The 21,038-nt window shown below is 52.4% G+C and carries 18 protein-coding genes and 1 pseudogene; 10 read left to right on the plus strand and 9 right to left on the minus strand.

The genetic code is table 11. The features are described 5' to 3' along the window. The first annotated feature begins 190 nt into the window (after window positions 1-190). A complete protein-coding gene (locus tag ACXHGZ_RS10465; protein WP_480463729.1) occupies window positions 191-1,171 on the plus strand; it encodes an IS5 family transposase in 981 nt (326 codons plus the stop codon). Window positions 1,172-2,296: 1,125 nt separating this feature from the next. Here ACXHGZ_RS10465 and ACXHGZ_RS10470 read toward each other — a convergent pair. The 9 genes and pseudogenes from ACXHGZ_RS10470 to ACXHGZ_RS10510 form a co-directional block, all read right to left on the minus strand. Continuing rightward, window positions 2,297-2,785, minus strand: a complete 489-nt coding sequence (locus ACXHGZ_RS10470; RefSeq protein WP_480463730.1) for an SMI1/KNR4 family protein — start codon at window positions 2,783-2,785, stop codon at window positions 2,297-2,299. A 481-nt stretch (window positions 2,786-3,266) separates the two neighbouring features. Beyond that, the gene (locus ACXHGZ_RS10475; RefSeq protein WP_480463731.1) at window positions 3,267-3,902 is read right to left on the minus strand and encodes an imm11 family protein; all 636 of its coding nucleotides are present in this window, start codon (window positions 3,900-3,902) and stop codon (window positions 3,267-3,269) included. Beyond that, window positions 3,899-5,589 (minus strand): annotated as a pseudogene (locus ACXHGZ_RS10480) (RHS repeat-associated core domain-containing protein); the annotation flags it as partial. The pseudogene ACXHGZ_RS10480 and the gene ACXHGZ_RS10475, both read right to left, overlap by 4 nt. A gap of 557 nt (window positions 5,590-6,146) precedes the next feature. Next, complete coding sequence (locus ACXHGZ_RS10485) at window positions 6,147-6,518, minus strand: DUF5713 family protein (RefSeq protein ID WP_480463733.1); 372 nt, start codon at window positions 6,516-6,518, stop codon at window positions 6,147-6,149. A 9-nt stretch (window positions 6,519-6,527) separates the two neighbouring features. Then, complete coding sequence (locus tag ACXHGZ_RS10490) at window positions 6,528-7,073, minus strand: DUF8309 domain-containing protein (protein ID WP_480463734.1); 546 nt, start codon at window positions 7,071-7,073, stop codon at window positions 6,528-6,530. Continuing rightward, the gene (locus ACXHGZ_RS10495; RefSeq protein WP_480463735.1) at window positions 7,067-11,266 is read right to left on the minus strand and encodes an RHS repeat-associated core domain-containing protein; all 4,200 of its coding nucleotides are present in this window, start codon (window positions 11,264-11,266) and stop codon (window positions 7,067-7,069) included. Before ACXHGZ_RS10495 ends, ACXHGZ_RS10490 begins: the two co-directional genes overlap by 7 nt. Window positions 11,267-11,272: 6 nt before the next feature. Further along, window positions 11,273-11,740 (minus strand): DcrB-related protein, encoded by a 468-nt coding sequence (locus tag ACXHGZ_RS10500; RefSeq protein WP_224455784.1) that lies wholly within the window; start codon window positions 11,738-11,740, stop codon window positions 11,273-11,275. Window positions 11,741-11,775: 35 nt separating this feature from the next. Further along, window positions 11,776-12,360 (minus strand): hypothetical protein, encoded by a 585-nt coding sequence (locus ACXHGZ_RS10505; protein WP_480463736.1) that lies wholly within the window; start codon window positions 12,358-12,360, stop codon window positions 11,776-11,778. An 11-nt stretch (window positions 12,361-12,371) separates the two neighbouring features. Continuing rightward, window positions 12,372-14,225 (minus strand): type VI secretion system Vgr family protein, encoded by a 1,854-nt coding sequence (locus ACXHGZ_RS10510; protein WP_480463738.1) that lies wholly within the window; start codon window positions 14,223-14,225, stop codon window positions 12,372-12,374. A 283-nt stretch (window positions 14,226-14,508) separates the two neighbouring features. Here ACXHGZ_RS10510 and ACXHGZ_RS10515 point away from each other — a divergent pair, with 283 nt between their 5' ends. From ACXHGZ_RS10515 to ACXHGZ_RS10555, 9 genes are all read left to right on the plus strand, one after another. Beyond that, window positions 14,509-15,441 carry a hypothetical protein gene (locus ACXHGZ_RS10515; RefSeq protein ID WP_480463739.1) on the plus strand — a complete coding sequence of 311 codons (933 nt, stop codon included), beginning with the start codon at window positions 14,509-14,511 and terminating at the stop codon, window positions 15,439-15,441. Then, window positions 15,438-15,992, plus strand: coding sequence for a hypothetical protein (locus tag ACXHGZ_RS10520; protein WP_480463740.1), 555 nt, complete (start codon window positions 15,438-15,440; stop codon window positions 15,990-15,992). The genes ACXHGZ_RS10515 and ACXHGZ_RS10520 overlap by 4 nt, the downstream gene beginning before the upstream one ends. A 1,109-nt stretch (window positions 15,993-17,101) precedes the next feature. Then, window positions 17,102-17,404, plus strand: coding sequence for an immunity protein Tsi6 family protein (locus ACXHGZ_RS10525; protein WP_480463741.1), 303 nt, complete (start codon window positions 17,102-17,104; stop codon window positions 17,402-17,404). A 254-nt stretch (window positions 17,405-17,658) separates the two neighbouring features. Continuing rightward, the gene (locus ACXHGZ_RS10530) at window positions 17,659-18,168 is read left to right on the plus strand and encodes a hypothetical protein (protein ID WP_480464030.1); all 510 of its coding nucleotides are present in this window, start codon (window positions 17,659-17,661) and stop codon (window positions 18,166-18,168) included. A 733-nt stretch (window positions 18,169-18,901) separates the two neighbouring features. Further along, entirely contained in the window at window positions 18,902-19,198 is a 297-nt protein-coding gene (locus tag ACXHGZ_RS10535; protein ID WP_480463742.1) for a hypothetical protein, read from the plus strand. Window positions 19,199-19,392: 194 nt separating this feature from the next. Further along, the gene (locus tag ACXHGZ_RS10540) at window positions 19,393-19,704 is read left to right on the plus strand and encodes a hypothetical protein (protein ID WP_480463743.1); all 312 of its coding nucleotides are present in this window, start codon (window positions 19,393-19,395) and stop codon (window positions 19,702-19,704) included. Between the two features lie 412 nt (window positions 19,705-20,116). Next, window positions 20,117-20,380, plus strand: coding sequence for a hypothetical protein (locus ACXHGZ_RS10545; protein ID WP_480463744.1), 264 nt, complete (start codon window positions 20,117-20,119; stop codon window positions 20,378-20,380). Between the two features lie 75 nt (window positions 20,381-20,455). Then, complete coding sequence (locus tag ACXHGZ_RS10550) at window positions 20,456-20,566, plus strand: hypothetical protein (protein ID WP_480464031.1); 111 nt, start codon at window positions 20,456-20,458, stop codon at window positions 20,564-20,566. Beyond that, window positions 20,566-20,868 carry an immunity protein Tsi6 family protein gene (locus ACXHGZ_RS10555; RefSeq protein ID WP_480463745.1) on the plus strand — a complete coding sequence of 101 codons (303 nt, stop codon included), beginning with the start codon at window positions 20,566-20,568 and terminating at the stop codon, window positions 20,866-20,868. Before ACXHGZ_RS10550 ends, ACXHGZ_RS10555 begins: the two co-directional genes overlap by 1 nt. The last annotated feature ends 170 nt before the right edge of the window (window positions 20,869-21,038 follow it).

Genomic DNA, 21,038 nt, shown 5'->3' on the forward strand with positions numbered 1-21,038 from the left:
TCTTGCCAAGCGACTTGGTTAGCGCCTCACCAACATTAATGTCCTCCGCGAGGATTTGGCCGGTACGATGGATTTTTAAGGTGCCTTTTTGAGGGAGGCCTTCATAAACTTTTTTAATTTCTTAAGGAAATCCTGAAGAAGACTTCCCGATTCTGGTGAAATACGCCAATCCCGTTACCCGAGTTTTCCGATGAAGCAGATGACCTTCGCCGACGCCGAGTACGCCGGCAAGCGCAAGCAGACCCGCAAGGAACTGTTCCTGATCGAGATGGATCAGGTGGTGCCGTGGAAGGGCTTGGTTGCCCTGATCGAGCCGCACTACCCGAAGGGTGAAGGCGGTCGTCCGGCCTATCCGTTGATGGCGATGCTGCGCGTGCATCTGATGCAGAACTGGTTCGGCTACAGCGATCCGGCGATGGAGGAGGCGCTGTACGAGACCACGATCCTGCGCCAGTTTGCCGGGCTGAGCTTCGAGCGTATCCCGGACGAAACCACCATCCTCAACTTCCGTCGCCTGCTGGAGAAACACGAGCTGGCGGCAGGGATTCTGGCGGTGATTAATGGTTACCTGGGCGACCGGGGCCTATCGCTGCGCCAGGGCACCATCGTCGATGCCACGCTGATCCATGCGCCGAGTTCGACCAAGAACCAGGACGGTAAGCGCGACCCGGAAATGCACCAGACCAAGAAAGGCAACACCTACTACTTCGGCATGAAGGCGCATATCGGTGTGGATGCCGAGTCGGGGCTGGTGCACAGCGTGGTGGGCACGGCGGCCAACGTGGCCGATGTCACCCAGGTCGATCGCCTGCTGCACGGCGAGGAAAACGTGGTCTGTGCCGATGCCGGCTATATCGGTGTCGAGAAGCGCGAAGAGCATGCGGGTCGCCAGGTGATTTGGCAGGTCGCGGCACGCCGCAGCACCTACCAGAAGCACGGTAAACGCAGCCTGCTGTACCGGGTGAAACGTCGGATTGAAAAGGCCAAGGCGCAGGCGCGGGCGAAGGTCGAACATCCATTTCGGGTGATCAAGCGTCAGTTTGGTTACGTGAAGGTGCGCTTCCGGGGTCTGGCGAAGAACACAACACAGTTGGTGACATTGTTCGCCCTGTCGAACCTGTGGATGGCCCGCCGGCACCTACTGACGAATGCAGGAGAGGTGCGCCTGTAACGTGGGGAATAGCCGTCGCGAGGTGCTCGCGGCGGCTAAAAACACAGAAGTGAGCGGGTGATCTGATCGTTTTTGATCGACTCTCCGCTTTCAAAATCGGCGAGGGCCGAAGTCGACCAGAAATACATGGCTACTTCAGACCATCCTTAACCAACTCATTAGATGTACCCTCAAATTTTTAAATGGTACCCCTTCCCTCTTTATCGCCTCATGGAAGTGCTCACCGTCGCTGGTCCAGTGCTCTACCACGCGCGATTTGCTATGCAGGGTTCTTGCCAACGGTCGTTGCAGACCAGTTTAAAAAATAAATAAGTGAGGCTGCGCAGCCCCACTTAAAATAGCTATTGTTTAAAAATCCTTCTTGCACTCTTAAGCAAAATCAAATAAGCAAGGTGAAATCGAAAACTTAAAACATATAAAGCCATAACCACCTGGCCGTTACGCAGCCTCTCAGCACGCACCAAACGATTCTCCTATATTTGAATTTCAATTTATTTTTTTAGCGCCGCAACACCTTCAAGCTGCAAAGCGATAGCCTTTAGCTCTTTTAACAATTCAGATTCGAAATTTATGCGATTTTCAGAACTCATAGCTCACCGATACTTAAGCACATTAAATATTGCTTCATGCACAGCGCTTTTCCGGCTTATAACTTGCCTCGCGCACTTTTGGTGTCAAATTTTAGCTTAGCTGCGGTACCATTGGATGGTTTAATAACTCTTCCACCAAGAGGCTGTGCCGTGTTAGCAGGCGAGTGGTCTGGCCCTTGCCATCGGTTCGGCTGAGCATCTGCCCGAAGGCGTTGTAGGAGAAGGTTTCCGAGGTGTCGTCCGGGTGAGTGATTTCAGCGCCGTAAAATAGTGGCTCTGTCTGCTGTCTGACAGAGCCAGTCAATCCATAAAATTTTAAAGATCGCCCCCTTCGCTATACGCCAGCTCCAGCGGCGTATAAATCTGGCCGCTATAGAAATAGTAATGAGCCTTCAGTACTTATTAGAAATGGGCTTAATTTATTAGCAAGTCATTATCACAAGGTGTAGTGACGATAAAAAACAACACGTACTGCTTTTAACCTGAGTCATGATATACATAAGCGCCACTCTAGCCCTTCAGCTAAAATCCATCTTCAAAAATCCATATCATCCTCATCTTTCAGTCCGGACAAAAAAGCCTCAAAGGACGCAGCTAACCAGCGGTAAGACTTTAAATGGTTCTCTGAAGCTGTCAGGTCAGCATCATAAATATCAGCTGCAAAGAAACAAACACAGCCATCTATTAAATCAAGACAAAAAAAGTTACCCCCATCGTCGATGGCAAACGGTAAAATTGTCGCAGGTATAACCTGGCGAGCAGTCATTGCCAGATAGCAACCACCGATATATTTTGTTTCCAACGCATCTGAGGCATCCTTTTTAGCCACTGCCTTGAACCTTTTCACTCGAATCGGTTCAAAATCGTCTTCACTGTCCCACCAATCTCTCTCTGGCACTCCGCCATTGTGTATCAAATATAAATTTTTAAACGCCTCAGGCAACTTAGTAGAAATTTGCCTCTCGAGATGAATCAAATCAAAATTATTGATTTCAATCTCGGGCCTCGACAACTTTATCGTCATAAAATACATTCCACATCAACATATCGAAAGCACATCAAATACTGCTTTATGCACAGCACCTTCTCCCCCCAACAACTTACCCAGCGCACTTTTGGTGTAAAATTTTAGTGTAACTGCGGTACCATCCAATAATATCCCCTCCACCAAGTTACTGTGTCGTATTGGCGGACAGTGCGCAGCAGGCGGGCGGTCTGGCTTGCCGTCGGTGTGGCGAGTATCTGAATGAGAACATTATACTTGTCGGGATTGTACTCCCGCATGACGGCCTGGTTGAACGAATTGATGACCGACAAGTTAATCTTGCACATAAGGAGTCTTACACAGACTCGCTAGATGTCTAACGGAGCGGATTTTATGCATACTCTGATTTTGGCCCTACCGTATTTCAGGTAGAGCCAAAAAACTGCATATTTTTAAAGCACCAGCCAAGCCAACCAATAGCTGTATCCCATGCTATTTTTAAGAAAACACCAAATTTAATTTAAATATCATCCAACCCTGCCCATGCGTCGTAGACATAGCGCTCATCAATTTCTTCAAATGAAATCCCCTTCAAGCCAACTGCAGCAGATTTGAAACTCTCGCTACAGAACAACTCTAAGGTTTCCTGACATCTAAAAATGTCCGCCCTTAATGTCGGAGAAAGGACAAACCTCGAAATACTATCAATACTCATAGACCCCGGGGAAATTGGACTTTCAATTGCAAGTCCAGTATTTACATCTCTTGAAACCTCATATATCGACCTAGACTTATCCAGAGCCGCTAGACTCTCGCCAGGCAGGAATATGAAAAAGTCATCTTTCCGAGAAGAGCCTTTATAGGTTATCCCCAAAGGGACAGCCCTATATTTTACGTTAAGCTTATCGCAGACATCTAAAAATCTCTTAGAGACATAAATATCTCCCACTTGATAATAATCGAATTCTAAATCATTGAGCTCCATTTCCAAGCCCGACAGCTCTAAAGAATAATTATTTTTTATTTCTATCGCCGCAGGGTTGGGTTCAAAAGAATCCCATTCAAATTCATCGCAACTAAAGAAGCCCGACAGCACAATTGGACAGCCGCTATCCTGCGAACAATAGCGCATAACATAATATTTGGCTTCGCTCACAAAAGCCTCCCAGTAACGGTATCCACTACAAAATTGTTGCTCATGAAATTTTCTCTTGCGAAATTCTGAATTTTACCAATCCCCAATACCAACTGCGTGTCAGAAATTTTTCCAGCCCTAAACGCGTCATTTAGAGCGGAGACCTTGGTTTCCACCGCCTTAGTATATTGAGCATGACTCGACCAGTGCCCAGGCAAATCAATTTTTTGCGTCAGTTTTTTACTACCAGGTAAGAATATACCATTAGATGCCCGGTCGTCGTCGAAGCCCATTGAGCGAAGCTTGTTAAACATTTTTGCGTAACGCGGCTTCTTCATGATCTCTTCAGGAATTAGGTGATGGTTCGCCATACCATCCCCTTTTCTGGCGCCCATATTTCTCCCTAACTTTGTGGAACACCATCCTAGCGGATCAACTTCTTGAACAGGGTTCGCTACATACAAATAAATATTAATACCGCCGGCCAATCCTATTGGATCATAGGTGATAAAACGTCCGACCTGCGAATCATAGTATCGGAAGGTGTTGTAATGCAGCTTTGTTTCATCATCGAAATACTGCCCTTGGAAGCGCAGATTTTGCTCAAGCTTATTGGCAGTTAATTGCTCGACCGCCCCCCACGAACGATACGTCGCCTGCCAAACGATCTCACCGTCGCTATCCGTCAGCTCCAGCGGCATACCGATCTGGTCAGTATGGAAATAGTAGACCTTCCGCCCTTCCCCTTCGCCCTGATCGACACGTGCCAAGGGCGCGTAACTCCCTGGCTCATAGAGATACAGAATGCTCTGCCCCGGTGTCTCCTCACGCAGCATCCGCAGCCCTTGCCACAGGAAGCGTTTCTGTTCGACTTCACCGTTGATTTCCGCCTGCTTGGCTATTCGCCACCCCAGGCTGTCGTAACGGTACTCGCCTCGGCTCTCCAGCTGGCCATTGACCAGCGTTTCCGCCCGCACCAATCGGTTTTCGCAGTCATAGACAAAGTGCTGCAGCTTGCTTTGCCCCGAGCGCTTCTCGATCAGGTTGCCCCAGGGATCATAGCTGTATTCCTGGTCCCGCCACTGTTTGATCCGGTTGTCCTTGACCTTGTCGAACTGGCGCGCGTTGAAGTCCAGCCGGTTGGCCGCCGCGTCGTATCGAAACTCCTCGCTTCCAATCAGCGAGCCGGTATCGCGGCTGCGGAGTTGTCCGTTAGCTTCGTACTCATACTTGATTTCGCCTCGCAGCTTGTCGAGGGTACGTACCAGTTCGCCTGCAGGGTCGTACTGATAACGGCGGTGGATGGGGTTATACGCATGCTCCACCAGCAATGAGGTATTGATGCCGGTGTTATGCACCTGCGAGAGCTTGTCGGCCGGCAAGGTCGAGGCGAATTGCCAAGCCTTGCGCCCCATCGCATCGTAGCCAAAGCAACTGGTGAGCTTGCCCTGGGTCCGATACACCTCGCGGTGCAGGTCGTCACGCTCCATGTCGGTGATCACCTGGCCGTCCAGGTTCAGTTGGTGCAGGTGCCCGCTGCCGTAGTACAGGTGGTTGACCTTGCGGCCATCTGGCAGGGTCAATGTGGTCAGGTTGCTGAGCGGGTCGTATTCATAACTTAGCACGCCGGCAGAAGTGACTTCTTGGGCCAAGCGGTCAAGTAAGTCGTAGGCTTACTGAGCTTCTCTTCGGTTACGCCGAGCTGCTGCTTTAGTTATTTCATTGCTACTGTTATGAATCGTATAATTTCAGACCACTAAGGCATCTTCTGAACGATTAGCCTGCACAGCACAGCACAGCACAGCACAGCAACAATGAAGCCCCCGAGAAAAACTGGCAATCACCTGAAGCCCAATTATTAAAGAGCAACCCCTTAAGGCAATATCAATAGATCTTATGAACCCTATCAATAACAAATCGTGGGAAATACGTCAGGCGATATCTCCAAGCGCACCTTCCAAGACATTGAGCCAGCGACCTCAAGATATTGAAAACCTACCAAGCCATTCTCAAAATCTCGGTCGCACCCAATAAACTAGGAATTTATTTAGCCTAAGAAAGCCCCCAAGAATCAATGGTCCATCGGCCCGAGTACTACATTGGAAATTATAAAAATCCATCTTGCGCTCAATGCATACATATCGGCTAAGCCTGCCTCAGTTTTTAGGCCCTTGGAATCGATGTTAGCCAATAGCTGTATTTAACAAATTAAAGATTAACCCCAACATCAAAAGAGGATATTTTCTGGAGCCGAGCCTCTATATTTTACCAGTCACGTGTAGCAATTAGCTCTTCAGTGTCAGCCTCAGTAAACCCATAAGCTCTAGCTATTGCGGAGAAATCTTCGGCAATAGCCTCTCTAGCTCCAGTCTCTATATCACTTCCTCTTTCATTGAACTCGGCTTGAAGCTCGTTGATTTTATTTGTAGCGGCATGCGTCATCACATAAAGTTCCTCAAGCGAACTCGGCCTTCTTCTTTCCAACTCAATGCATAGCTCTCTCAGCACTCCCTCAATCTTCTTGACCAAATCATCAGGAAAGTAAGAATCAGCATACATATCTTTTAAAAAAACATAGCCCTGCATAGTTTTGTTACAACTCATAGACACCTCGCAGCTCCACAGAAAAATACGCATCAAAAAATATCATGTTTTTTTTGGTGGAGGAGCACTAATCCCACTAAACAAAAACTCTTTCGACTCATCCCAATTAACACCTGTTTCGAAGTAGTTTCTTAGGCGCTTTTTTATTTTCTCAGGATTTCCATACATCCCGCATAACTCGTTCCCATAAATCTCCTCAATATCATCAGGTACGGACAGGACATCCTTTACAACTTTTGCGCCATAACTTTCATAGTTATCTGTCAGCTCTATTAGTCTCGCGCCACCTTGCACACCCCGGTCAAACGCAGCGCTCAACATCATTTTTTTTATCGGCCTACCATTGGGAGCAACTTGCTCTGGCGACACCACCGACAAAAATATTGGTTTCAATTTTTTTTCTGCTACAAAAAGACAAAACAGAATGTCTTTTTTATTTAAATCAATACCCGTCCAGTCTTGATTGGTTTGAAAAACATCAAAAAATTCCATTAGAGAATTTTTCCGCATTTGAGCAAGGCTATAAACCCCGTCTGCAACTTGAACACAGAGAATTTGATCTTCTATCCATTTAACCGACTTTAACATCCGGCTGCTCCTTTCGCTATATTTTGGTTACCACCCGTGATTTTTGCTCGATGTGCGTCTGCTGCAGCTAAATATACATCCCTATTTCGGTTTCCTATCCCCACCGGGTTCTGCTTGTTCGATGTTCCATCCAAACCTCCTCGATCTTCAAATATTCGCTGCTCAAGACCGCGAGCTATATTTTTACCCTCTTGTCCATCGCCGCGATAAACAGCCTGGGGTTCCACATCGAAATGATCCATATTTGGATACCTATATTTCAGCACATCTGCAGCTGAATGCCCTAGCCCCGGCTTACTAGCATATCCGACATATGGCTTACCGTTTTTTATTCCTTCGTAAGTTATATGAGTAGCATTGGCAGGATCCCCAGCCCATCCCAAGGGATCTATCCATAATAATGGATTGTCACCATAATTATATAAGTTTACCCCGCCCAATATACTTATAGGATCTTGACTAATAAACCGCCCCACCTCCGAATCATAATAGCGGAACGTATTATAATGCAGCATCGTTTCACAATCGAAATACTGCCCTTGGAAGCGTAGATTCTGCTCGACCTCATTGACGGCTAGCTGCTCAATCGCCCCCCACGAGCGATACGTCGCCTGCCAGACAATCTCACCTTCGCTATCCGTCAGCTCCAGCGGCGTACCGATCTGGTCAGTATGGAAGTAGTAGACTTTCTGCCCTTCCCCTTCGACCTGATCGACACGTGCTAAGGGCGCGTAACTTCCCGACTCATAGAAATACAGAATACTCTGTCCCGGCATTTCCTCCCGCAGCATCCGCAGCCCTTGCCACAGGAAGCGCTTCTGTTCGACTTCACCGTTGATTTCTGACTGCTTCGCTACTCGACGCCCCAAGCTGTCATAGCGGTATTCACCCCGACTTTCCAGCTGACCATTACGCAGCGTCTCGGCGCGTACCAGACGGTTCTCACAATCGTAGCTAAACCGCTGCAGCTTGCTATGCCCCGAGCGCTTTTCGATCAGGTTGCCCCAGGGATCATAGCTGTATTCCTGGTCCCGCCACTGCTTGATCCGGTTGTCCTTGACCTTGGCGAACTGGCGCGCATTAAAGTCTAAGCGGTTGGCCGCCGCATCGTAACGAAACTCTTCGCTACCAATCAGCGAGCCGGTATCGCGACTGCGTAACCGGCCGTTGGCTTCGTATTCGTATCTGATCTCGCCGCGCAGCTTGTCGAGCGTGCGTACCAGCTCGCCTGCAGGGTCGTACTGATAACGACGGTGAATCGGGTTGTAGGCATGCTCCAGCAGCAATGAGGTATTGATACCGGTATTGTGAACCTGCGAGAGCTTGTCGGCTGGCAAGGTCGACGCGAACTGCCAGGCCTTACGCCCCTTCGCATCGTAGCCAAAGCAACTAGTGAGCTTGCCCTGGGTCCGATAAACCTCGCGGTGCAAGTCATCGCGCTCCATGTCGCTGATTACCTGGCCGTCCAGATTCAGCTGATGCAGATGTCCGCTGCCGTAGTACAGGTAGTTGACCTTGCGGCCATCCGGTAATGTTAGCGTGGTCAAGTTGCTGAGCGGATCGTACTCGTATCTCAACTTACCATGAATAGTGGTTTCTTCGGTCAGACGCCCGAGCAGGTCATAGTTAAACTCCAACGTCTCATCGTCGACATCCGACTTCCTACCGTTGCGTATTTGTCGCTTAATACTCCGGAATCGGTCGCAATCATAAGAGTAATCGTAACGCGCATCGTCATTGATTTTTACCATCAATCGGCCAATAGCGTCGCGCTCAAACATCGTACAACGCTCCGGACGCTCGCCCCGCTCACCATAGCCAATCTCATCCAGGCGAACGAGATGACCACCTTCGTTGTAGGTGAAGCGACGCGTCAGATTATCCACCCGTACTTCTTCGACCAACCGGTCCGACTCATCGTAGGCAAAGCTGTAGGTCGCGTTGTTCTCGTTGACCAACGCGGTCAGGCGAATGGCTTTGTCGTACTCGTAGCGAATTCGCTGGCCCTTGGCATCCTGGCGGCTGCTCGGCAAACCCCGGGCCGTGCGCAGCAGTCGGGTGGTCTGGCCCTTTCCGTCGGTGTGGCTGAGCACCTGGCCATAGACGTTGTAGGTGAAGGTTTCCGAGGTGCCGTCCGGGTGGGTGATCTTCAGTACCTCACCGTCCGGCTTGCGCTCCAGCGTGGTGGTCTGGTTCAGCGCGTCGGTGACGGCGACCAGGTGCTGGCGCTCGTCGTAGCGGTAGTAGGTGCTCTTGCCCGAGCAGTCCTGGTAACGCTCGACCTGGGCCTGGGTGTTCCACCACAGGTACTTGGACTTGTAGGTCGCGTCGATGATGGTATGCGGCAGGCCATCGTCGCTGTTCAGGTACTCGGTCATCTGGCCGAGGGCATCGAATTCGGCGAGCAGGTTGCCCTTGTCGTCGTAGCGCGCTCGCCAGGTGCTGCCGTCCGGGTAGCTGACCTGGGTCACCAGGGTGGTCAGGTGGTGATACTCGTAGGTGGTCTTGCGGCCCAGCGGATCGGTTTCCTCGAGCAGGCGGGCGAACTCGTCGTACTTGAAGGCGAGTTTGTTGCCGTCCGGCAGGCCCAGGCCGATCATGTTGCCGTATTCGTCCAGCTCGATGGCATAGCGCTCGCCACCATAGTCCCGGCTGGCGACCACGCGATGGTCGGCGTTGTACTGCACTTCCAGCTCGCGGCCAAGCACGTCGGTGGCCCAACTGGTGCGGGCGCTCAGGTCGTAGCGGAAATGGTAGTGCTCACCGTCGCTGGTCCAATGCTCCACCACGCGCGGCTTGTCGCCAATGGTTTCCCAGCGGTAGTGGCAGCCCAGGCCCAGCGCGTTGCTGTGGCTGGTCATCAGCCCTTCGGCGTAGGTGAAGCCGCGCACCGAATCGCCGTTGCGGTTGATCACTTCGCTCAGTTGGCCGTGTTCGTCGTAGCGGTACTGGGTGAGCGTTTCCACCGCTTCGTTGTTCACCACGCGCTTGATGTCGGTCAGCCGGCCCAGCGGGTTGTCATAGTGCAGGTGCACCCGCGTGCCGCCGGTGGCGCTGATGTCGGTCAGCCTGCCTTCGGGTGTACGGGTGAAATGCAGGAAGTGGCCGAGGGCGTTCTCGATGCGTTGCAGCGGGACTTCGGTGTTGGTGTCTGGCACTTCACCGAAGTAGAAGAACAGGTTGTCAAGGGTCTGCAGGAGGTAGTGGCCGCCCTCGGTGCACACCAGGTACACCTGCTCGTGGGGGTTGTAGATGCGCTCGCCTGGTTGCAGGGTGACGAAGGGGACTTCCCGGCCCTGGTTGTCGGTCAGGTAGATGAAGCTACCGCTGCGGCGCAGGCTCTGCTCCCAAGGCAGCACCCAACCACGGCCGAGTACGCTGTCGACGGTCAGGTCGCTGGCGTAGAAGCGCGACCATTCGATCGGCATGAGGCCCGGGAGGTTGAAATCGACTTCGTCGTGAATGACCTTGCGCCCAGTCGTGAGGTCGACCGGGTTGCCCACCAGGCCGCCCACGGCACGCTCGATCGCGGGGCCGACCACATAACGGCTGGCCACCTCGCCGGCCACGAACCCGGCGGTGAACTTGGCCACGCACGGCATGATGGCCTTCATACCGGCCTGGCTACCGGCCTTGATCAACTGCGCGATACCGCCGGCAGCACCCGCGATGGCCATCAGCACATCGACGGTGGTGCGTAGCCATTCAGGTACTTCATCATCTACCGGCAGGTAACGGTAGGTACCGCCGCCGATGATGACGTTGTCCGAGCCGCTGGTAATGGTCGCGCCGCAAGTCAGCTTGTCGCCATTGCGTGCGGCGGCCACGCTGTTGATGAAGACGTTGGTCGAGCCTTCGGCGATCTGCACCGGCCCTGGGTGCTTGTCGCAGGCACCGATGCTTTTTTCGACGCGGGCGGCCTTGCGGCTGTTGATGAAGACGTTGGGGGAGGCAGTGGTTATCGTCCCTGAGGGGGATGAGAACATTTTGCCTATCGCCTCCCCTGCGGCAACCAGTAAGCTGCCCCCTACACCTGCCGCGAGACCGGCCAGCAAGGCCACGCCGAACCCGCATGTGAACGTGGCGATGGCCACCGTGGCCACCAGCGCGATCCCCAGGGCCGCTCCGATCAGGAAGCCCCCCAGCGCGCTGGTGTGCGAAATCTCGTCGCCGAACCTGGCCGCTTCGAACATGAGGGGTTACTCCTGTTCGCCGGGCTCGGCGCTGGTGACGTCGGGGTTACGTGGGGTGAAGCTGGCCAGCAGGTTGTCCCAGTCCTGGTTTTGCTGAGGGCTGAAATCGGCCTGCGCAGTGGTCGAAAAGATCAATGCACGCCCGGGGCTGATGATGAAGGCGGCTTGACGCTGGTACAGCGGGCGCCCTTGGTTCATGTAGTAGGCGTCGATCTGGATGCCGGGAATCGGCGCGGTCGTGGAAAGCGAGACGGGCTTGTTGCCCATGCGGGTATAGCCGCGCAGCTTGGAGGTCAACATCTTGACCTGGCGATCCACATACGCTTGCAGGGCTTCGTCCGGCAGCAGGGTGTCCCGCGAGATGGTGATGCTCAACGGTGCTGGAACACTGGCCCCTAGAACGAACATGTTGACCGTACGGTCCTCGAAACCTGCCGGCAGCGTGATGCCGCCTTCCTGCAATTCATAGTCCATGTGATGAAAATTCCTGATAACGAAAAACGTTCGGGTCAGCGCAATGCAAGGCCGTCGAGCATACGGTCGAAGTCGGTCAGCCATTGGCTGAGGCTCGGTCGGGTCGGGTCGATCACGCAGGAGATATCCAGCCATTGCAGCGAGTCGCTACCCTCGACCGGCACCAGTGCCCCGACCATCCGCCCATGTCGGGGTTCATGGCCGGCATTGAAGTGAAAATCCACGGCTTTGGCCGGGCTGCCGGCCACGTAGCAGTCACGCTGGCGGATCACGCGCAGTTGCGGGTTCAATTCACGCAACGCCTGGATCGCAGCCTCGAACAACTGCTCCAGGGTTTGCCGAGAGCGGACATCGCGGCGGCGGATCTTCAAGGTAACCGGCTCGCCTTCATGTTCGAGGGTGGTCTGGATGTCGCGGAAACGAAAGCCGACTGGAAATTGCAGCGTGAAACCACCAAAGGTGAAACCGCTGGCCACATTCTGCAGCGCGACAGGTACCGGCTCCGGCTCGACCACTGGCTCCGGTACGCTGGCGGCTTGCGCCAGCTCGGCCAGGCGGGCGGCTTCCTGTTGGGCTTCGCGCTTGGCGGAAATGCGGTCGTAGATCGACGTCCTGCTCATCTCTACCCGCCTCAGTCGTTGATCCGTACGGGAGCGCCGGTGATCTGCGTGAGGTCGGTACTGTTGGTGGTGATGACCTTGCCTTTGATCTCGATGCCTTCCGGGGTCAGCTTGATGCTGCTGTCGCCTACCTGCAGGATGATGTGCTGCTTGGCCGCCACCTGAATGAACTGGTTGTCGACCTGAAGGGTGTAGGAGCCCTCGGTGACCTGCACCACGGTATCTTTCTTGACCGTCTCGGTATGCGCCCCACCCACCGTGATCGTCCGGTTGTTCCCCACATCATGGGTCTCGTCCAGTTCGATCTCGGTGTCCATGTTGCGCTCGGCGTGCATGATGATCTGCTCGGCGCCGGCCTTGTCTTCGAAGCGGAAGAAGTTGGCGGTTCCGCCATCGCCTTTCGTCGAGCGGGTCAAGAAGCCGCTCTGGGTCTTGTTCGCCGGCAGCGACCATGGCGGGGTGTTGGACGTGTTGTACAGGCTGCCCATGATCAGCGGACGGTCCGGGTTGCCGTCGAGGAATACCACCACCACTTCGTCGCCGACGCGTGGGATCTGGATGCTACCGAAGCCGCCGCTGGCGCCGGTTTGGGCGACGCGTACCCAGCAGGAGCTCTGGTCGTTGAATTCGCCGTTGCGGTCCCAATGGAACTGCAACTTCACCCGGCCCAGTTCATCGGTATAGATTTCTTCGCCAGGAGGCCCGACGACGATGGCGGTCTGCGGGCCGGTAATGGCCGAGCGCGGGGTATGCAGCTCAGGCCGGAATGGAATCTTGCGACGGATGCAGGTGAACCCGTTGCGATAACCGGCTTCGCCATCATTGGCGTAGTTGTTCTGCCCCCAGTGGTTGACCGACAGGATCAGGAACTGTCGATCGTCCGGGGCATCGTTGTCATGGTCGTAGTGCTGGGTCAGCTCGAAATAATGCCCAGGCTCCATCGCTCGGCAGTTGCTCTCACCGTTGAAGGTCTTGCCGTTGACCTCCATCGCTTCGAGGCGATGGCGTGCTTTGCGCATGCCTTCGTCGGCATTTGCGTACCCATAAAGGCCTTCGTATTCGAACACTTCGTAGTGGCCGATATCGCCCTGCTGGTTGACCGAATTGAGCTGGACCAGATGCGGGTTGCCGGGCTGCTTGTAGTCGAACGACTTGAGCGTCAGGCGTGTCGGCTGGAAGCGGCGTGCCGCGGACCAGGAGGTGATCGAGTCGGCTGTCTCGGTCACCGATGCGCTGTGATAACGGATCACCGGCTGGCGCTCGAGCTGGGGAAGCATGCTGCTGTCATCGCTGATGATCATGCGATGGCCTTCCTGGCTGTGCTGGAAGGTGAAGAACAGCCCTTCCTGCTCCAGCAGGCGCAACACGAAGTTCAGGTCCGATTCCTGGTATTGCGTGCAATAGCTGATCGGCTTGAGCGGCTGGCTTAGGCGGAACTCATGGTCCGCCAGCGTGAGGTAGTAGGCGAAGACTTCCTTGACGATCTGCTCGGTGGTCTTGTCCTGGAAGATGCGCGAGTCGCGACGGCGGCTGAGGATCCAGATCCAGGGCACGAGCTCGGCGGTGTAGTTGGCGATGCCGCCATCGGCGCCGGTATGCACGAAGTCCGATACATGTGCGCTGATGTACTTGGTACTGCCGTCGGCCAGTGCGATCCCCAGGGTGACCTTCTTGCCGATCAGTTTCTTGAGTTCGATGCGGGCATCCTGGGAGATGAGCTCTACCTGGAAACTAAACAGTTCGGAGATCGCTTCCCGGCCGTTGAAGCTGAGCAGCTGCAGCTCTTGTTCCGGGGGCAAGGGGGAATCGAAAGTGAACAGGCGTTGATGCTGGGTGAGCATCGACTCGAGGGCGTCCGTAATCATACCAATGCATCCTGCATCAAGCTGGAAATCTTTTAATGAAAGCGTTGTTCAGCAGCGCTGTCAAATGATGCCATATTGACACCACTCCGACCACCTCTTTAAGAACTCAACGCAGACATTGCTGATTTGCCCCTGGATATATCAGCGGTGTACTCTTCTGCACTGGCCATTGAGGCCGATGCCGCAAATCAGGGAGATCCTCGCAATGTGCATTAACGAGAGCACGCTTAATCAACTGGATTGTTCGTTGGATGAGAACCACCGAGAAATGGTGGTCATGACCATGGACTATTTTCGTCGACATTCTCTTCAGCGAGGAATGGAGAGCTCAACCCAGTCGCCTCAATTGTGCTCTCGTACGGCCTCCAATTTTCTTGATAACGCTAAGTCCGCACTAGGTACAGGATATGGAGCTACGCTACATCCTCTAGTGAATACCAACTGGGCGGTTCCCGCAGCGATGGCAGGGAATGATGCAAGAAGTATCGCGTTGTTGCTTCATGACATCGGCGGCTGGGGTACAAAAGTCCGTATTTCCACAAGAAACGGGATCGACTACTTAATACTTACCGGCTACCCCGGCCTTCGAAATCGCTTAAAAGGAACTCGCTATAAGTTGGCAAATCCCAAGCTGGTAGAACTAGGCATTGGCAAATATGGCATCCGCGGATCCACTGTAAAAGGATTTAAACTTTCCTGCTGGGTATCCGTCGGCATTGAGGTTGCAGAATGGCTATATAGCGACGAACGCATTTGGACAGACCTTTTCGGTGGCGTCGGAGTGGAGCTGGTTAAAGCGGGGATCGCAACTGCGGTAGGATATGCTGCAGCTGTTGCGGCAGGAGCATTGGTAACTTCTGCCATAGCCCCAGTGGCATTCGGCGCGATTTTCGTATTCGCGGTCGGTATTGGCCTGAATGTGCTAGATAACCATTTCGGGATCAAGAATGCAGTCAAAACGGGGCTTCGCTACGCGGTTGAGCATGTTGAAAAAATCCGCAACCAAATTAAAAAAATAAGGCCTAAAGATCTACGGAAATATGCCGAGAACGCCGTAAGCGATATCGCATCTAATATTGCGGAAAGCCTGTATGAAGACGCAAAAAATTGGGTTATACGCAAAATACAGCCTGATGAACTCCCCCGGCCATCATGGCCTAGCGCACCGCAAATGCCATCCCTGCCGAACATTAATTTCCCCAGGATTCTTCAATGAAAAAAAACGCATCATTGTCAACCGGATTAGCCCCAGCTCAGCTTAGATTGCTGGCCCTTGGCTTCGCTATAGCGCTTATTTTGGTCGCAGCGTTGACTTTATACTCCTTTTGGAATCACTTACTGCCGATTTACGGTAGGCTATACCGCAACGCCCCTGTCGTAGAAACTCCTTTTTTGGCGTTCGGCTTGTTGATGGCGCCACCAACAATTCTCATCGGACTAGTAGCAATGGTGGTATGCATTTGGAGCGGTGCTAAATTTGATCCTCCTACTGGCAGCAAGCTGTACGCCTTTCAGAATAAGATGTTCAGCCTGTCACTCAAAACGTTAATCTATGTTGTACCCGCCGCCATAATTCTAACTACGGTTGCGCTATTTGTGCGCGGCTACTCTCCTTGCCCAAAATTGCTAATCTCGGGGTCTGCCTGGCAATTATTTTGGGTCAATGATGAACGGGTGTGCTTTAAGCCGGATCACTATATCAATGACCACTGGCCTTGCAAGGTCATAGACGGCAAGGAAGTTTGCATTCAGGTTGATGGGCTATAATTCTAATCGGCGCCATTGGGGCCGCCGCATGCCCATCATGGAACAAGCCCTTGAGTTACTCTATTGAGCATATTCAGCAGATGACTGAAAAAATTCAATTTATCGACACGCGCGCTCTTGAAAGCTACAAAAATCACTATAAAAATCACTATCAACAGCTTCACCGACGCCCTCATTGATACCGCCTTCGACGAAGCAAAATCATGGTTGCTTGATAAAATTCCCTCTCAACTTACCCCAAGCCCCCCGGACTTCCGTTGGCCCAAAGCACCTAGCCTTCCGCGAATTCCAAGCTTTACCCCCCCAAAATTTTGAGCACGCAACGATGACAGCTAGCGCCCTATCTTTTGAGTCCATCAAATTCAGGCTACTCGCAGCACTGACGCTCGCGATTTGCGCCGGCGTCGGCGTATTTTCCGTTTATTGGCTGATAGCACACGTATTGCCAGTGTACGGACAGCTATGGCGCCGTGCCTCTGCGATTGAAGTTCCCTATATGGCTTTTGGCCTGATCATGGCGCCGCCGGTCATGCTCGCTTGTACAGTCGCCAGTGCATTCGCAATATGCACTGGAAAAAATTTGCGCCAGCCAGTAAGTCTGCGCTCGCAAAATTCCAGACCGGCATGCTAAAAGCCTCAATCTATTCGTTAATTGTGATTGCACCGCTCGCGGCTATTCTCACAACAGTAGCGCTCAACAAACTAGACTATACGAACTGCCCTCAACTCAGAAAATCTGGCTCGGCTTGGCAAACCTATTGGGTTAGCCACCCTGGTTTTTGCTTCGCCCCTGATAGCTATACAGAAAACGGGTGGCCCTGCAAAAATGTAGAGGGTAAAATGTTGTGTATCAACATGAGTGAATAGAGACTTATCAGCTCCTTTTGAACTGCCGCAGCACCGTCTTTCTGGTCGTTCGCCTAACAGCAAAAAGAGCAAAAAGCGCGCCAATCACGGAGCAGCGTATCCGCTCCCTGAAGCCCGCCTCCTCTGCAAAGCTTACAGAGCCTATGGTTGTGAATATTAAGAGGGCTGGTCCGTAAGACCTTAGCTCTTCCAGACGCTCTGCGGAGCAAAGAGCTTTTCAGGCTGATAAGCCCAGGTGACTGATGAAACCAACCACACCACTCGAGTATGTAGACAAAGCACTCTCGCTTACAATCGATCGGCAAAACCGTACCCCTGGCTTTCCGGTACATGCGACCGTGATTGATCAATTAAAATACATCAGGGCTGTATTCGACGGTACCGAAAAGGATAAATCCAAGCTTCACAGGCTCACGATTGGAGCTATTGCTGCCAAAGAGTTCGAATCCACAGACGAAGCGCTCGCCGAGGCGTTATTTCACGTTTATTACATTGCCGAGCAATCGGCCAATGGCTTGAAAATTCGCTTGCCTGGAGAGAAATAATCATGCCCCCTCGAAACCAAGTGGGAATCCATGTCAATAAAATGAGATCATGACGAACAACGGGAACACCATCAAAGCCAACACCCGTTGCCTATGGAGGTCATACGAATGACAGGGCTTTATGAGCGAGGGTCGCCATCGCTGCATTCACCGGGATCAGCGCTTCAACTGGGTCAAATGCCCTTCGATCCGCCTAAGCTCCGCCGATGAAAGCACCCTCTCCACAGATGGCAGCGGAGCCTACGGTAGTGAAGATCAGAGTGCTGGCAGTGATCATGCTCATTGCATTTCTGCTGGTCGGCGCCATCTCGGTGTACGCCTATATCCATTACCTGTTCCCGCTGTACGGCAGGCTCCTGCGCGGCGCCCCCGTCGTGGAAACGCCATACTTGGCGTTCGGGTTGCTCATGGCGCCTCCCGCGCTGGCCATTCTGCTGGTCGGGAGCGCGATCTGCGCCTGGACCGGCAAGAAGTTCGACCCGCCTCCCGCTTCACGGCTGCACCGTTTCCAGACTTTGATGTTCGGGTTGTCATTGAAGACGCTGCTGTATGTGGTACCTGCAGTGATGGTCCTGACTACCCTGGCTCTGCTTGCCAGGGGGTATTCGCCTTGCTCGAAGCTACTGATCTCCGGGTCTGCCTGGCAGCTGTTCTGGGTCAATGACGAACGGGTGTGCTTCAAGCCGGATCACTACATCAATGACAACTGGCCGTGCAAGGTCATCGATGGCAAGGATGTTTGCATCCAGGTAGACGGGCGGTGATTACGTCCGGGGCTCGCTGATCGATGACGACACGCCAACCTTACGAATTTCACGAACGGTCGCCCCACTTATTTCGTCTTGTCACTTTTTTCTTTTGTCTGTTCACCGTGGCGTTAGGCTCGCTTTCAGCCTATTGGCTGGCGAGCGATGTACTCCCATTATTCGGCAGGCTTTTTAGAAACGCGCCCATCGTCGAAACCCCGTATCTGGGCTTTATGCTCATTGCCATGTGCACGGTCACCCCGATACTTGTAATTACCTCGACATACGCATGCTGGCATGCAAAAAAGTTCGACCCGCCCTCTAACACGCGTCTATTTCGTTTTCAGCACAACTCTTACAAGCTGACGCTGTGGTCAATGGTTTACCTAGCACCCGCACTTGCCATATTGGTCACACTGACCCTATGGGTACGCGGATATATGCCTTGTCAGAAATTATTGATTTCAGGATCCGCCTGGCAAGTATACTGGGTCAATGACGATCGATATTGTTTTAAACCCGACTCATACTCCAATGAAAAGTCGCCGTGCAAGCGCGTAGGGAATAAAAATATATGCATTCAAGTTGACGGGCGACCGTAATGGTTTCGCCCGCAGCGAACGACACTCCTCCTGACCCAAGGGCGCTCCGAATTGATTCGCTCCTCGTGCAATTTTTTGTACGAGAGCCCTGGGGAATGCCTGGGGTAGAGTTACTTGGACAGCCCACACACCAATAAAATGAGGCCACAATGAACAACAGCGAAATCATCAAGCAACTGGAAACGCTAAAGAATATCTATCATAAAGAGCGCTGCTATAACTTCGACAGTGGAATTGAATCAATAATCAATATTCTGCATGACACCTCAAGACAAGACGGAGCTGCCTGGGAACAGGCAGCCGCCATTTATAAAACTTTAGCAATATCTAAATCCGGATTTTCAGACATCTATGTCGACGCTGAAACTGCTGACGAACGAGTAGCGACCAATATCAAGCTCAACGACATCCGACAATTACTATGGGATACGTTTAAAAGAGTTTGAACCATGGCTTCATGGCGCTGCAGCTATGGCACTGTCGATCTGCAACCATACTATGCAACGCTTTGACATGCAAATGCAGCAAGGCTTAGCTTCGACAAGCTGACACTATGGTCAATGATTTACATAGCACCCACACTTGCCATATTGGTCACACTGACCTTATGGACACGCGAATATATACCCTAGGGTAGAAAATGAACACGCACACACTGAAAGTTACTGCTAAAGCGCTTCGTGAAAAACTTGAGGCTCTCGAAGATCAAAAACCTGATGCCAAGATCATGCTCAACATCCTATGTGGCCTCTTATCGAAAGCTGAAAATGGAGAAATCCATACCCCCATGGAGGCTAGAGACATACCTGGCTACCGCTACTTACCGGAAACCAACTTACAGGACGACCGTAATCTCAGCGAGTTGTTTGCGAATTTTTACATGGCATTGATTGATGGAGAGGAGTGGAGCTCCTTTAAAAAATTCCAAGCCAAAAACAAAAATCACGATTAGACAAGGATGAAGCATATACACTTGAAATCATACCAAGTCGAAACATGGTGCCTCACGCTTCACGCCCCAGACCAACCTTGAGAAATACGGCATTGCGCAGAGAGATGGTACGTCGTTCATCATGCCAGGCCACGAAGCAACCGAGCTCCTGGTCAGGGCAGCAGGTGACAAGCGCGCCTTGGAGCAAGCCCTTGGCTTGCCTGAGAATTTCTTTGTTACCAATGCACTGGTCCGGGTAGACATCCCTGATCCGAAGCAGTTGAATCTGCGGATTCCATAGGAAATAAAGCCGGTCCTAATGAGTTCTGGATCCCTGGTGGCAAGCTACCTAACGGCAACAGTGAGGCCGTCATAGACGCGGCGGGTATTGCCGCCGAGATGTTCAATACCGCCCCCTTTTTTGAAGGCTCCTATGAAATTCAAAGATCTTTTCATCAGTCGTCAGCACATGTTCTCCATCGGCATCGAAGAAGACGCTGGTCAGTATTACGTTTCGCTCCCTGTCAGCAACGGCATGGTTGGCTACGAAGAGTATTACGCCATCGCTCCAGCGATGTTTGATGCCTTCATGGATGACCCTGATGCGGCTCTGGCTTTCGTCATCAAATGCCGTAAAAGACAACTCGATGAATTGCTGATCATCAAGCCGGGAAAAAATCGGGGCACGGCCATCTAGTGCCACACAGATAGATGTTGACGAAATCCGACACTAGAGAGAACTTCTGTACTGCGCAGCATATCTGCGCCTGCGCTGGATGACTGGTCCGTACGACCTCAACCCTTCCAGACGCTCGTCAGAGCAAGGCAGAGATCTTCTACCCAGAAAGAGCCTTTCAGGCTGCCGGTAAGCCCAGGTGACTGATGAAACCAACCACACCACTCGAGTATGTAGACAAAGCACTCTCGCTGACAATCGATCGGCAAAACCGTACCCCTGGCTTTCCGGTGTATGCGACCGTGATTGATCAATTAAAATACATCAGGGCCGTATTCGACGGTACCAAAAAGGATAAATCCAAGCTTCACAGGCTCACGATTGGAGCTATTGCTGCCAAAGAGTTCGAATCCACAGACGAAGCGCTCGCCGAGGCCTTAATTCACGTTTATTACATTGCCGAGCAATCGGGCAATGGCTTGAAAATTCGTTTGCCTGGAGAGAAATAATCACGCCCCCTCGAAACCAAGTGAGAATCCATGCCAATAGAACGAGATCATGACGCACTACGGGAATACCTTGCCAGGGGCTATTCGCCCTGCTCGAAGCTGCTGATTTCGGGGTCTGCCAGGCAGCTGTTCTGGATCAATGACGAACAGATGTTGATCGTCACTATTCC

The organism is Pseudomonas shiyinii (assembly GCF_056725765.1).